Source organism: Streptomyces maremycinicus, assembly GCF_001184025.1.
In the GTDB taxonomy this organism is placed as follows: domain Bacteria; phylum Actinomycetota; class Actinomycetes; order Streptomycetales; family Streptomycetaceae; genus Streptomyces; species Streptomyces maremycinicus.
On record NZ_BBYG01000011.1, the window covers coordinates 552675 to 566012 of the forward strand.

Annotated in this window: 11 protein-coding genes; 5 read left to right on the forward strand and 6 right to left on the reverse strand. The window is 73.0% G+C overall.

The genetic code is table 11. The features are described 5' to 3' along the window. Nucleotides 1-149: 149 nt before the first annotated feature. Complete coding sequence (locus tag AOQ37_RS12865; protein ID WP_062644331.1) at nt 150-2093, forward strand: Xaa-Pro dipeptidyl-peptidase; 1944 nt, start codon at nt 150-152, stop codon at nt 2091-2093. 25 nt (nt 2094-2118) lie between these two features. On the opposite strand, the gene AOQ37_RS12870 is transcribed toward AOQ37_RS12865, so the two are convergent. After that, a complete protein-coding gene (locus AOQ37_RS12870; protein ID WP_062644531.1) occupies nt 2119-3081 on the reverse strand; it encodes an NAD(P)/FAD-dependent oxidoreductase in 963 nt (320 codons plus the stop codon). A 94-nt stretch (nt 3082-3175) separates the two neighbouring features. Between AOQ37_RS12870 and AOQ37_RS12875 the strand changes: the two genes are divergently transcribed. Next, entirely contained in the window at nt 3176-4816 is a 1641-nt protein-coding gene (locus AOQ37_RS12875) for an ABC-F family ATP-binding cassette domain-containing protein (protein WP_062644333.1), read from the forward strand. Between the two features lie 124 nt (nt 4817-4940). Here AOQ37_RS12875 and AOQ37_RS12880 read toward each other — a convergent pair whose 3' ends face one another. Together AOQ37_RS12880 and AOQ37_RS41800 are read right to left on the reverse strand one after the other, a co-directional pair. After that, complete coding sequence (locus AOQ37_RS12880; RefSeq protein ID WP_062644335.1) at nt 4941-7355, reverse strand: Tex family protein; 2415 nt, start codon at nt 7353-7355, stop codon at nt 4941-4943. Between the two features lie 81 nt (nt 7356-7436). Continuing rightward, nucleotides 7437-7568: an LPFR motif small protein gene (locus AOQ37_RS41800; RefSeq protein WP_020129452.1), complete on the reverse strand. Its 132-nt coding sequence runs from the start codon at nt 7566-7568 to the stop codon at nt 7437-7439. 151 nt (nt 7569-7719) lie between these two features. Here AOQ37_RS41800 and AOQ37_RS12885 point away from each other — a divergent pair, with 151 nt between their 5' ends. Then, nucleotides 7720-8691, forward strand: a complete 972-nt coding sequence (locus AOQ37_RS12885) for a GlxA family transcriptional regulator (RefSeq protein WP_062644337.1) — start codon at nt 7720-7722, stop codon at nt 8689-8691. A 73-nt stretch (nt 8692-8764) separates the two neighbouring features. Beyond that, nucleotides 8765-9400, forward strand: coding sequence for a DJ-1/PfpI family protein (locus AOQ37_RS12890; RefSeq protein ID WP_062644339.1), 636 nt, complete (start codon nt 8765-8767; stop codon nt 9398-9400). Here AOQ37_RS12890 and AOQ37_RS12895 read toward each other — a convergent pair. Beyond that, nucleotides 9387-10136: an enoyl-CoA hydratase/isomerase family protein gene (locus AOQ37_RS12895; protein WP_062644341.1), complete on the reverse strand. Its 750-nt coding sequence runs from the start codon at nt 10134-10136 to the stop codon at nt 9387-9389. The genes AOQ37_RS12890 and AOQ37_RS12895 overlap by 14 nt on opposite strands. A gap of 327 nt (nt 10137-10463) precedes the next feature. On the opposite strand from AOQ37_RS12895, the gene AOQ37_RS12900 reads away from it, so the two are divergent. Next, nucleotides 10464-10982, forward strand: coding sequence for an ATP-binding protein (locus tag AOQ37_RS12900; protein WP_062644532.1), 519 nt, complete (start codon nt 10464-10466; stop codon nt 10980-10982). 3 nt (nt 10983-10985) lie between these two features. Here AOQ37_RS12900 and idi read toward each other — a convergent pair whose 3' ends face one another. Together idi and AOQ37_RS12910 are read right to left on the reverse strand one after the other, a co-directional pair. Then, nucleotides 10986-11579: an isopentenyl-diphosphate Delta-isomerase gene (idi, locus tag AOQ37_RS12905; protein WP_062644343.1), complete on the reverse strand. Its 594-nt coding sequence runs from the start codon at nt 11577-11579 to the stop codon at nt 10986-10988. 231 nt (nt 11580-11810) lie between these two features. After that, nucleotides 11811-12752 (reverse strand): cation diffusion facilitator family transporter, encoded by a 942-nt coding sequence (locus tag AOQ37_RS12910; RefSeq protein ID WP_062644345.1) that lies wholly within the window; start codon nt 12750-12752, stop codon nt 11811-11813. Nucleotides 12753-13338: the final 586 nt, after the last annotated feature.

Genomic DNA, 13338 nt, shown 5'->3' on the forward strand with positions numbered 1-13338 from the left:
TGTGTCCCAGGGCCTGCCCACCGCCACCCCTGTCACACGATCGCCATTCGGCCGTCACGGTCCGACCGTGCACAGGGGCGTGTTCCGGCCACAGCGGACCCACAGCTGCCCTCTTCTGTACGGGAGTTGACGCGGGTACCGTCCCGCGCATGTCGACACGCATGCGCTTCACGATCTGGAGACCGCTCGCGACCGCCGCCATCACCCTCCTGGTGGCCGCCTTCCTCACCCCGACCGCGGCCCACGGCGCCCCGCGCGAGAGCCGGCCCGTGTACTCCTACGAGAACGCCGTCCGCGAGTCCGTCTGGGTGGACACCGGACTCGACGGCGACAGCGACGGCAGGACGGACCGCGTCGCCGTCGACATCGTCCGCCCCCGCGAGCCCGCCGCACAGGGCCGCAGGGTGCCCGTCATCATGGACGCCAGCCCCTACTACTCCTGCTGCGGCCGCGGCAACGAGAGCCAGCGCAAGACGTACGACGCCGCCGGGAACGTCGTGCAGATGCCGCTGTTCTACGACAACTACTTCGTGCCCCGCGGCTATGCCTTCGTCGGCGTCGACCTCGCCGGCACCAACCGCTCCGACGGCTGCGTCGACGTCGGCGGACCCTCCGACATCCGGTCCGCCAAGGCCGTCGTCGACTGGCTGAACGGCCGCGCGAGGGCGTACACCACCCGCACCGGCACCACGACCGCCCAGGCGGACTGGACCAACGGCAGAACCGGCATGATCGGCAAGAGCTGGGACGGCACCATAGCCAACGGCGTCGCCGCCACCGGCGTGAAGGGCCTGGAAACCATCGTCCCGATCGCCGCCATCTCCTCCTGGTACGACTACTACTTCGCCCAGGGCGCCCCTCTCTACGACTCCGGACCCGACTGGCTCTCCGACTACGTCGACAGCCCCGAGGCGCGCGCCAGGTGCGCCGCCGTCCAGCGGCGACTCGTCGACGAGGCCCCGCGCACCGGCGACCTGACGTCGCTGTGGAGCGAGCGCGACTACGTCGCGGACGCGCGCAAGGTCAGGGCGAGCGTCTTCCTCGTCCACGGCCTCCAGGACCTCAACGTCCGCACCAAGCACCTCGGCCCGTGGTGGGACGCCCTCGCGAAGAACGGCGTCGAGCGCAAGATCTGGCTCTCCCAGACCGGCCACGTCGACCCCTTCGACTTCCGCCGCGCCGCCTGGGTGGACACCCTGCACCGCTGGTTCGACCACGAACTCCTCGGCTACGACAACGGCATCGACCGCGAGCCGATGGCCGACATCGAACGCCACCCCGACCAGTGGGCCACCTCCGCCGTCTGGCCGCCGCACGGCACCCGCACCGCCACCCTGCGCCCCTCCACCGGTGACGAGCCCGGCGTCGGCACCCTCGGCCTGCGCAGGGGCACGGGTACCGCCACCTTCACCGACGACCCACGGCTGAGCGAGACCGAGTGGGCCGAGCAGATCGACACCCCTTCCTCCGCCAAGGCCGGATTCGTCACCGGTGCCCTCACCCGTGACCTGCGCCTGTCCGGCTCCTCCCAGGTCACCGTCACCGCCACGCCCACCACCGCGACGGCCCATCTGAGCGCCGTCCTCGTCGACGTCGGCCCCGACACCATCCGCGACTACGCGGCGAGCGGCGAGGGCGTCACCACCCTCACCGACCGCACCTGCTGGGGTGCTAGCACGACGGGCGACAGCGCCTGCTTCAAGGAGACGGCGGCGCGGACCGTGGACGTCGGCCGGACGGTCGTCAGCCGGGGCTGGGCCGACCTCGGCACCTACGCCGACCCCGGCAAGGGCGTCCCGCTCACCCCGGGCCGGGCGTACACCCTCACCCTCGACCTGGCGGCCACCGACCATGTCGTCCCGGCCGGTCACCGGCTCGCACTGATCGTCGCCGGCACCGACCGGGACCTCATCGACCCGCCGGCCGACACCCCCACCGTCACCCTGGACCTGTCCCGGACCTCGGCCCGGGTCCCGTTCGTCGGCGGCGCGGACGCCTTCGCCCGTGCCACGTCGGGATCGGCGGTGGTCGGCCCGGGCACCCGGTCCCCGGACGGTGCGGGAACCCCGTACCGCGCCCACCGGATCCCGTAACCGGGGCGCGTACACAGCCGCCGGGTCAGGAGGCGGCCGGGAGCACCAGTCCGGCCGCCTCCTCCGCACAGCCCCAGGCCACCGTCACGCCCGCCCCGCCGTGCCCGTAGTGGTGCACCACGGTCCGTCCGTCCGGCAGCTCCGCCCGCTCCAGCCGGACCGCCGCCCGGACGGGCCGCAGCCCGACCCGGTGCTCCAGGATCCGGGCCCCGGCGACCTCCGGCCGCAGGGCCGCGCAGCGCCGCACGATCGCCTCGGCCACCTTCGGATCCGGCTCCAGCGACCACACGTCGTCCTGCGCCGTACCGCCCAGCAGCAGCCGTCCGCCGTGCGGGAACAGGTAGGCGATCTCGCCGTCCGGGCCGGTGGAGACGAGCCAGGTGTCGACGCCGGGGTTCTCCACGACGACGAGCTGACCCCGAACGGGCCGCACCGAGGGGTCCGCCGCCAGCCGTCCGGCGTCCAGCCCCGTGCAGTTGACCACCACCGGCGCCTCGGCCTGCGCCAGGTCGGTCACCGTGCGCTCCTCGACCGTGCCGCCCGCCCGCAGCAGCCGCCGGCGGAGCCAGGGCAGATAGGCCGACATGTCGATCAGCGGCAGCCGGGCCCGGACACCGGTGCCCACGCCGTACTCGCGCGCCGTCGTCCGGCGCAGCCCGGCCAGCCGGTCGGCCGCCCAGCCCTCGACCTCGTCCAGGTCCGTCTCGCCGAGTATCCCCTCGACCAGGCGCACGCCCGTCTCCCCGGGCCGCCCGGCGAGCTCCTCGTAGATCTCCAGCGAGCGCAGCGCCCACGCCCGCGCCGACGCGATCGGCTCGATGTGGTACGGCCACCACAGGGCGCCGGCCACCGCGGACGTCGTCCGCTCGACCGGATCGCGGGTCCAGACCCGGACGCGCAGGCCGCGCTCGGCGAGCACGACGGCCGTCGCCAGCCCGATGACCCCGCCGCCGACCACGATCACATCGCCGTTTCGTCGCGTGTCCACGCCCGGACGGTAACGGACCGCGTCGCCGTACGGCGAGATCGCGGGGGAACCGGCGCGAGCGCACCCGCGGACGCCCACTAGGATCTACGACCTGATGACTGCCACCCTCGTCGCCAAGAACCTCGCCGCCGGCCACGGCGACCGCTCCCTCTTCTCCGGGCTCGACCTCGTCGTCGCCCCCGGTGACGTGATCGGGCTGGTCGGTGCCAACGGCGCGGGCAAGTCCACCCTGCTCCAGCTGCTCGCCGGGCTCACCCCGCCCGAGCAGGGCGAACGCAGGCTCTCCCCGCCGACCGCGACCGTCGGCCATCTGCCCCAGGAACCCGAGCGCCGTCCCGGCGAGAGCGTGCGGGAGTTCCTCGCCCGCCGCACCGGCGTCGCCGAGGCGCAGCGCACCATGGACGAGGCCACCCAGGCCCTGGTCGACGGGGCGCCCGGCGCCGACGACGCCTACGCGACGAGCCTGGAGCGCTGGCTCGACCTCGGCGGCGCCGACCTCGACGAGCGCGCCGAGGACGTCACCGACTCGCTCGGCCTCGGAGTCGGCCTCGACCAGCCGATGACCTCCCTGTCCGGCGGGCAGGCCGCCCGCGCGGGCCTCGCCTCCCTGCTCCTGTCCCGCTACGACGTCTTCCTCCTCGACGAGCCGACCAACGACCTCGACCTCGACGGTCTGGAGCGCCTGGAACGCTTCGTGAAGGGTCTGCGCGCCGGGACCGTCGTCGTCAGCCACGACCGCGAGTTCCTCACCCGCACGGTCACCAAGGTCCTCGAACTCGACCTCGCCCAGCAGCAGATCAACCTCTACGGCGGCGGCTACGACGCCTACCTGGAGGAGCGGGACGTGGCCCGTCGGCACGCCCGCGAGGACTTCGAGGAGTACGCCGACAAGAAGGCGGCCCTCCAGGACCGCGCGCAGACCCAGCGCTCCTGGATGGACAAGGGCGTGAAGAACGCGCGCCGCAAGGCGGGCAACGACAACGACAAGATCGGCCGCAAGTTCCGCAGCGAGGCCAGCGAGAAGCAGGCCGCGAAGGCCCGGCAGACCCAGCGCATGATCGAGCGCCTGGAGACCGTCGAGGAGCCGCGCAAGGAGTGGGAGCTGCGCATGGAGATCGCGTCCGCGCCGCGCTCCGGCGCCGTGGTCGCCACCCTGCGCGAGGCCGAGGTACGGCGGGGCGGCTTCACCTTCGGGCCGGTGACCCTCCAGATCGACTGGGCCGACCGGGTCGCGGTGACCGGCGCGAACGGCGCGGGCAAGTCGACCCTGCTCGGCGCGCTGCTCGGGCGGGTCCCGCTGGACGCCGGACAGGCCACCCTCGGCTCGGGCGTCCTGGTCGGCGAGGTCGACCAGGCCCGGCAGCTGTTCCACGGATCCGAGTCCCTGCTGGACGCGTTCCGCGCGGCCGTGCCCGACACCGAACCGGCCGACGTACGCACCCTGCTGGCCAAGTTCGGCCTGAAGTCGGACCATGTGACGCGTGCGGCGGCGAGCCTGTCACCCGGCGAACGCACCCGCGCCGCCCTCGCGCTGCTCCAGGGGCGGGGCGTCAACCTCCTCGTCCTCGACGAGCCGACGAACCACCTGGACCTCCCGGCGATCGAGCAGCTGGAAGCGGCCCTCGACGCCTACGAGGGCACGCTGCTCCTGGTCACCCACGACCGGCGCATGCTGGACGCGGTCCATGTCACGCGCCGCCTGGAGGTCGCCGCGGGCAAGGTGACCGAGCGCTAGACCGGCCCCCGGTCGCTCCCGCCTCGCCCTGTCTGCTCGCCGGCCCGGCAGCGCCGTCCGGACGTACCCACGGACGGCGCTGCCGGGGCCCGGCAGCGCCGGGCCCCGGTGGAGTGTGCCGCCGTCAGCGCCGGCCCTTCTTGGGGTCGACGAGGCCCGCCCGGCGCAGTGCGTCGGCCATGGCGCTGTTTCCCGGCGGGGGAGTCTGGCGCGAACCGCCGCCTCCGCCCCCGCCGGAGCCTCCGCCGCGCTGCCCGCCCTGCTGCCGCTGCTGCGGCGGACGCCCGCCGCCGCGCTGGGGCCGGCCTCCGCCGGAGGACGGGCCCTGACCGCCCTGCGGGGCCGCCTCGTCGTCCAGCCGGAGCGTCAGCGAGATCCGCTTGCGCGGGATGTCGACGTCGAGGACCTTCACCTTGACGATGTCACCGGGCTTGACGACGTCCCTGGGGTCCTTGACGAACGTCTTCGACAGGGCGGACACATGCGCCAGGCCGTCCTGGTGGACGCCGACGTCGATGAACGCCCCGAAGGCCGCCACGTTCGTCACGACACCCTCCAGGACCATCCCGGAGGACAGGTCGGAGATCTTCTCCACCCCCTCCTTGAAGGTGGCCGTCCTGAAGGCGGGCCGCGGGTCACGCCCGGGCTTCTCCAGCTCCCTGAGGATGTCCGTGACGGTCGGCAGACCGAACGTCTCGTCCACGAAGTCCGTCGGCCGCAGCGAGCGCAGCACGCCCGTGTTGCCGATGAGGGACGCCACCTCCTGGCCGGAGCTCTTCACCATGCGCCGCACCACCGGGTACGCCTCCGGGTGCACGCTGGAGGAGTCCAGCGGGTCGCTGCCGCCGCGGATGCGCAGGAAGCCCGCGCACTGCTCGTACGCCTTCGGGCCGAGCCGGGCCACCTTCTTCAGCTCGGAACGGGAGGTGAAGGGCCCGTTGGCATCCCGGTGCGCCACGATGTTCTCGGCGAGTCCGGTGGAGATGCCCGACACCCGGGACAGGAGCCGCGCCGAGGCCGTGTTGACGTCCACGCCCACGCCGTTCACACAGTCCTCCACCACCGCGTCCAGCGAACGCGACAGCTTCACCTCGGACAGGTCGTGCTGGTACTGGCCGACGCCGATCGACTTGGGGTCGATCTTCACCAGCTCGGCGAGCGGGTCCTGGAGCCGGCGGGCGATCGACACGGCGCCGCGCAGCGACACGTCCATGTCGGGCAGCTCCTGGGAGGCGAAGGCGGAGGCCGAGTACACGGAGGCGCCCGCCTCGGACACCATCACCTTGGTGAGCTTCAACTCCGGGTGCTTGGTGATGAGTTCACCGGCGAGCTTGTCGGTCTCCCGGGACGCCGTGCCGTTGCCGATGGCGATCAGGTCGACCGCGTGCTCCTTCGAGAGCCGCGCGAGCTTGGCGATCGCCTCGTCCCACCTGTTCGCCGGGACGTGCGGGTGGATCACGTCCGTGGCGACGACCTTGCCGGTCGCGTCCACCACGGCGACCTTCACGCCCGTACGGAAGCCGGGGTCCAGGCCCAGCGTCGCGCGCGTGCCGGCCGGGGCGGCGAGCAGCAGGTCACGGAGGTTGGCGGCGAAGACGTCGACCGCCTCGTCCTCGGCGGCCGTCCGCAGCCGCAGCCGCAGGTCGATGCCGAGGTGCACCAGGAGCCGGGTGCGCCAGGCCCAGCGGACCGTGTCCGTCAGCCACTTGTCGCCCGGGCGGCCGCGGTCGGCGATGCCGAAGCGGCTCGCCACGATCCCCTCGTACGACGAGGGGCCGGGCTGCTCCGAGGGCTCCTCCGGCTCCAGGACGAGGTCGAGGACCTCCTCCTTCTCGCCGCGCAGCATCGCCAGCACGCGGTGCGAGGGCAGGGCCGTGAACGGCTCGGCGAAGTCGAAGTAGTCGGCGAACTTCGCGCCCGCCTCCTCCTTGCCCTCGCGCACCTTGGCGGCCAGCCGCCCGCGCTTCCACATGCGCTCGCGCAGCTCCCCGATCAGATCGGCGTCCTCCGAGAACCGCTCGGTGAGGATCGCCCGCGCGCCGTCCAGCGCGGCCTGCGGATCGGCGACGCCCTTGTCGGCGTCGACGAACGCGGCGGCCGCCGCGAGCGGATCGACCGTCGGGTCGCCGAGCAGCCCCTCGGCGAGCGGCTCGAGGCCCGCCTCGCGCGCGATCTGCGCCTTGGTGCGCCGCTTGGGCTTGAACGGCAGGTAGATGTCCTCCAGCCGTGCCTTGGTCTCGGCGCCGAGGATCTGCGCGCGCAGCGCGTCGGTGAGCTTGCCCTGCTCGCCCACCGACTCCAGGATCGCCGTCCGCCGCTCCTCCAGCTCCCGCAGGTAGCGCAACCGCTCCTCGATCGTGCGCAGCTGCGCGTCGTCGAGCATCTCGGTCGCTTCCTTGCGGTAGCGGGCGATGAAAGGCACCGTCGAGCCGCCGTCGAGCAGCTCCACGGCGGCCTTCACCTGCCGCTGCCGTACGCCGAGTTCCTCGGCGATCCTGCCTTCGATGGACCCTGATTCGATGGACCCGGGTGTCGTCACGATCCCGTACCGCCTTCTCCACTGAGGTTGCGCGGCAATTGTGGCAGGTGACACCGACACCCGGGGATCAGGGCGCGGCCGTCAGGCCCTGCGGCTCCTGGTGGACCCCGACGCCCCGCCGAAGAGCCGGGCCAGCGCCCGGAAAGGCAGCGTCACCACGGTGGCGACGGCGCCACCGATCTGCCGCAGCACGTCTGCGATCGCACGGAACACGAGATTCCCCTTTCGTCCCTCGTCCCCCGGCCGCTCCGGCCGGGATGTTCCTGGTACCTCGGGATCGCCGGATCATGCCGACGGATCATGGCCGGAAAGGTGGGGAACCCGTCATTGCCGCCCCGCGAACCGCCCGCGAACAATCGTCCCCATGGCGCAGCGCACCGTTCCCACCGTCCTCATCGTGCTCTTCGACGGAGTCCAGAGCCTCGACGTGACCGGCCCCCTGGAGGTCTTCGCGGGTGCCGAACTGCACACCCCGGGCACCTACCGGATCCGCACGGCATCCCTGGACGGCGCTCCCGTGCGCACCTCCAGCGGGCTGACCCTGGTACCGGACGAGGCCCTCACGCGCGCGGGCGACCCGCACACCCTGCTCGTCCCCGGCGGCCGGGGCACCCGCGGCGCGGACACCGCGCCGCTCACGGACTGGCTGCGCGTCAACGCCCCGCGCGCGGAGCGCCTCGTCTCGGTCTGCACCGGCGCGACCCTGCTCGCCGCCGCGGGTCTGCTCGACGGCCGCCGGGCGACGACCCACTGGGCGTACTGCGACCGGCTCGCCCGCGACCACCCGGCCGTGGAGGTCGACCCCGACCCGATCTTCGTCCGGGACGGGCACGTCCACACCTCGGCAGGCGTCACCTCCGGCATCGACCTGGCCCTCGCGCTGGTCGAGGAGGACCTCGGCCGCGACGCGGCGCTGACGATCGCCCGCCACCTGGTGGTCTTCCTGCGCCGGCCCGGGAACCAGGCCCAGTTCAGCGTGCAGCTGGCCGCCCAGACGGCCGAGCGGGCACCCCTGCGGGAGGTCCAGCAGTGGATCACCGAGCATCCCGCCGCCGACCTGAGCGTCGAGTCGCTCGCCGCCCGCGCCCTGCTCTCCCCGCGGCACTTCGCCCGCGCCTTCCGCGAGGAGACCGGCGTGACACCGGGCCGCTATGTCGACCGGGTCCGGCTGGAGCACGCCCGCCGCCTGCTGGAGGACACGGCGGACGGTGTCGAGGAGGTCTCCCGCGCGAGCGGCTACGGCACCCCCGAGGCCATGCGGCGCGCCTTCGTCAAGGCGCTCGGCACGCCCCCGGGGGAGTACCGCCGACGGTTCCGCCCCGCGCCCGCCCACTGAAACCCCGTCCACCGGAACCCCGTCCACCGAAACACCGCGCATCGAAGCCCCGTGAGTCCAGTGAGAGGACCCCATGCAGATCGCCGTCGTCGTCTACGACCGTTTCACCGCCCTCGACGCCGTGGGCCCCTACGAGATGCTCTCCCGTGCCCCGGGCGCGGAGACCGTCTTCGTGGCCGAGGAGAGGGGGCCCGTCCGTACCGAGACCGGCTTCCTGGCCGTCACCGCCGACCGGGCGCTGTCCGAGGTCCCCGCGCCCGACGTCGTGATCGTCTCCGGAGGGCCCGGCCAGAGCGCGCTGATGGACCACGAGCCCCTGCTCGACTGGCTCCGGGCCGCCGACGCCACCAGCACCTGGACGACCTCGGTGTGCTCCGGATCCCTGCTGCTGGCCGCCGCGGGCCTCCTCGAAGGCCGCCGGGCCACCTCGCACTGGCTGGCCCTCCAGCAGCTCGAGGCGTTCGGGGCCGAGCCGACCGGCGAACGCGTCGTCTTCGACGGCAAGTACGTCACCGCGGCCGGCGTCTCCTCCGGCATCGACATGGGACTCGCCCTGCTCGGCCGGATCGCGGGCGACGACCATGCCCGGGCCGTCCAGCTGGCCACGGAGTACGACCCGCGACCGCCCTACGACGCGGGCGCCCCGCACAAGGCGCCGGCCCACCTGGTGGAGAAGCTGCGGGCCCGCAGCCGGTTCATCCTGACGTAGTCCAGGTGAAGCGCGGCTCCCTGCGCTCCAGGAACGCGGCGACGCCCTCCGCGGTGTCGCCGCTGCCGCGCGCCTGAGCGCTCCAGTGGGCGTCCCGGTCCGTGCGGCCGTTCGCGAACTCCTTCGCGGCGGCCTGGGTCAGCCGGGAGCGGGAGACCAGCACCCGGGTGAACTCCGCGACCCGCTCGTCGAGTCCGTCGACGGGCAGCACCTCGTCGACGAGCCCCGTGCGCAGCGCCCGCTCGGTGTCGATCAACTCGCCGGAGAACAAGAGGTACTTGGCGGTGGCCGGACCCACCAGGGAGACCAGGCGCCGGGTGGCGGAGGACGGATAGACGATGCCGAGCCTGGCCGGCGTCACCCCGAACTGCGCGCCCTCCTCGGCGAACCGCAGGTCGCATGCCGCGGCGAGCTGGGCGCCACCCCCGACGCAGTGCCCGCGGATCGCGGCCAGCGTCGGCTTCGGGAACGCCGCCAGGGCCTCCTCGGCCCGCACCGCCAGCTCCTGCGCCTCCTCCGGCGATCTCCGGAGCGTGGAGATGTCGGCCCCCGCGCAGAAGGTGCCGCCCGCGCCGGTCAGCACCAGCACCCGCACCGCCGGGTCGGCGGCCAGCGTGTCGAGCAACGGGGGCAGCGCCGCCCACATCGCGGCCGTCATGGCGTTGCGCTTGGCCGGGTGGTGCAGGACGACGGTGGCGACCTCGTCGGTGACGCCGTACAGCAGATCGGGCTCCATGCTCCGGATGCTAACCACCGGCCCGTCCGCATGATCGGCGCCGCAGGTGTGAGAGGCGCGACACCGGTGACAAAGGGAGGCGAAGCGCTCCGAAGGGGAGCGAGGACCGTCGATGGGGAGGAACGGGCCGCCGAACCCGTACAACCCGAAGAGTGCGCGAAGTCGGCGCGGAGGGAACGGAAACGGTCCCGCGGTCGACTTCCTCGTCCGGGGCCGGTCGGAAACGTTCGATAACTGCTGACTTCTGTTCAGTCATCCGGAGGGGAGTGCCTCGGTACCAACACTTCACGTGTGGTGACAATCGAGCGCGAGGGTGGCGACCGGACGATGGACGATCAAGGGCGGGGGCCCGACCCGCGCCCGACGGGGGCCCCGGGCGAACTCTCCGAAGCCGCCGGGGAAGCCGTGCCCCGGCCGCTGCCCTACGAAGGGGTCTGGCGCTTCACCGCGTCCGCCGTGGACGCCTCCGTCCCGCAGGCGCGGCACGCCGTGCGGGACCTGCTGTACCGCCAGGGGGTGCCGGTCTCCGACGACCTGGCCCAGGGCCTCCTGCTGATCGTCTCCGAGCTGGTCACCAACGCCGTCCGGCACGCGGCGGTGCTGTCGCCGGTGCTCGCCGTGGAGGTGGCGGTCGGGGCCGAGTGGGTGCGGGTGTCGGTGGAGGACAACCATCCCTACCGCCCGACCGCCCTGGAGGCCGACCACGGCCGTACGGGCGGCCGGGGGCTGTTGCTGGTACGGGAGATCACCCGGGAGGCGGGCGGGGTCTGCGACGTCGAGCACACGGCGGGCGGCGGCAAGGTGATCTGGGCCGCCCTGCCGCTCAAGCCCGCGCGGGTGCCCTGAGGGTCACCAGCCGGCCGACGGCCCCGTCAGCTCCCTGACCGCGGGGCGCGCCGCGTCCAGCACGGTCATGAACCAGGAGGAGAAGGTGCCCCCGGCGTGCCGCTCGGCCAGCTCGGCGGGTGTCACGAAGGCCGTGTCGCCGACCTCCTCCGGGTCCGGCCGCGGCGGGGACTGCACCAGCCCGACGAAGAGGTGGTTGTACTCCTGTTCCACCAGGCCCGACTCCGGGTCCGGGTGGTTGTAGCGGACGGTGCCCGCCTCGGCGAGCAGGGTCGGGGAGACCCCCAGCTCCTCGAAGGTGCGCCGCGCGGCCGCCGCGAACGGCGCCTCCCCGGGGTAGGGGTGACCGCAGCAGGTGTTGGACCACACGCCGGGGGAGTGGTACTTGCCGAGCGCCCGCTGCTGGAGCAGCAGCCGGCCCCGCTCGTCGAAGAGGAACACGGAGAAGGCGCGGTGCAGCTGTCCCGGCGGCTGATGGGCGGCCAGCTTCTCCGCGGTGCCGATCGTGACGCCGTTCTCGTCGACCAGCTCCAGCAAGATCGCGTCCGCGGTGCCGTTCGACGACGTGTGTGTCGCGGTGGCAGGTGTGATCGGCATACCCATCCTTAGCATCGGTCCTCGCGTCCCCAGTCTGCCGTACGCGTCCGGCACTCCCGGCACTTCACGCGAAAGCGCGCATGTCCCGCACGCGGCAAGGGGGCCCGGTAGGTGATCTTGCCCGGCGCCGACTCCGGGGAACCGTCCGGAACGTCTGTGCGGATCGGGGGCGCGGACCAGGGGCGCGGACCAGGGGCGCGGATCACGCCGTGCGGCCCGGTCGGCGCCCGCTCAGTGGCAGAGCCGCGCCTCGTGCTCCGCGTGCCCGCTCGGCTCCAGCTGGAAGGTGCAGTGCTCCACGTCGAAGTGGTCGCCCAGGCAGCCCTGGAGCTCGTGCAGCATCTTCTCGTGGCCGATCGCGCTCAGCGCGTCCGAGCGCACCACCACGTGCGCCGACAGCACCGGCATCCCGGAGGTGATGGTCCACGCGTGCAGATCGTGGACGTCCTCCACCCCGTCGAGGGCGAGGATGTGTGAGCGCACCTCCGCCATGTCGACGTCCTTGGGAGCCGACTCCAGCAGTACGTCGAGCGTCTCGCGCAGGAGTTTCAGGGTGCGCGGCACGATCATCAGACCGATGGCTAGGGAGGCGACCGGGTCGGCGGCCTGCCAGCCGGTGGTCAGGATCACCACCGCCGAGATCAGTACGGCCACCGAACCCAGGGCGTCCGCCGCCACCTCCAGGAACGCCCCGCGCACGTTCAGGCTCTCGGACTGGCCACGGATCAGCAGCGACATCGAGACCATGTTCGCGACCAGGCCGAACGCGCCGAACCAGATCATCAGCCCGCCCTCGGTGGCGGCGGGGGTGAAGAACCGCTGGACCGCCTCGTACAGGACGTAGCCGCCCACCCCGAGCAGCAGCAGACAGTTGGCGAGGGCGGCCAGGATCTCGGCGCGGGCCAGCCCGAAGGTGCGGGTCTGACTCGGCGGCCGGTTCGCGAAGTGGATGGCGAGCAGCGCCATGCCCAGACCCAGCGCGTCCGTCGCCATGTGCGCGGAGTCCGCGATCAGCGCCAGGGAGTCCGCGAGCAGTCCGCCGACGATCTCGACGACCATGACGGCGAGCGTGATCGACAGGGCGACGCGCAGTCTGCCCCGGTACGCCGCCGCGGCCGTACCCGTGGTCGGCACATGCGTGTGCGTATGACCGTGGTCGTGCCCAGCCCCCATGGAAGCAGCCCTTCTGTGGTCCGTCGTGGGCCCTGGCGTTCTGCCCCGCGATCACAGTGAACTACGGGTGGGGGGTATCCGGCAACGCGGCACTGAACACCGTTGTCATGTGCCCTGACCTGCGGAAACGAAGCGCAGGTCAATGGCCGCCCCCGTCTCAGGTCAATGGCCCCCCGTCTGCCGTCCCCTATCGGTCCCCTGTCGGCACCCGTCGTCCGGCGTGGCTCCCGGCGCCGAACGGGCGGCCCGCGGCCCGGGCAGCCGGCCTCGACACCGATGAGCACACCACGTCCACGGAAACCCCGTGCGACCCCGTGCCGCCGTGCTGTCGGGCCCATGCCGAACCGGCCCGTACCGGCCACTCCTGCGCATGTCACCCCATGTCGAAGCATGCCGACCGCCGGGCGCGACCCGGCGCGGTGGGCAATGTCCCGGATGTCGGCTCCTGGGGGCGCGGTTTGTCGCCCGGGCCGCCGATCACCGATGATGATCTCGGCAAAGGCCGGTTCAAGCCGGGCTCGGGCCGTGCTGCCGGACCGCGTCGATCGTGCCTGAACGGGCGGTGAACACGGCGTTCCCGGCATCC

Bases quoted from the DNA above. Each gene is read 5' to 3' on its own strand.
- AOQ37_RS12895 (WP_062644341.1), bottom strand. From the start codon at position 10,136: ATGGAGCCCGATCTGCTGTACGGCGTCACCGACGAGGTCGCCACCGTC.
- AOQ37_RS12900 (WP_062644532.1), top strand. From the start codon at position 10,464: ATGGACGATCAAGGGCGGGGGCCCGACCCGCGCCCGACGGGGGCCCCG.
- idi (WP_062644343.1), bottom strand. From the start codon at position 11,579: ATGCCGATCACACCTGCCACCGCGACACACACGTCGTCGAACGGCACC.
- AOQ37_RS12890 (WP_062644339.1), top strand. From the start codon at position 8,765: ATGCAGATCGCCGTCGTCGTCTACGACCGTTTCACCGCCCTCGACGCC.
- AOQ37_RS12885 (WP_062644337.1), top strand. From the start codon at position 7,720: ATGGCGCAGCGCACCGTTCCCACCGTCCTCATCGTGCTCTTCGACGGA.
- AOQ37_RS12865 (WP_062644331.1), top strand. From the start codon at position 150: ATGTCGACACGCATGCGCTTCACGATCTGGAGACCGCTCGCGACCGCC.
- AOQ37_RS12875 (WP_062644333.1), top strand. From the start codon at position 3,176: ATGACTGCCACCCTCGTCGCCAAGAACCTCGCCGCCGGCCACGGCGAC.
- AOQ37_RS12910 (WP_062644345.1), bottom strand. From the start codon at position 12,752: ATGGGGGCTGGGCACGACCACGGTCATACGCACACGCATGTGCCGACC.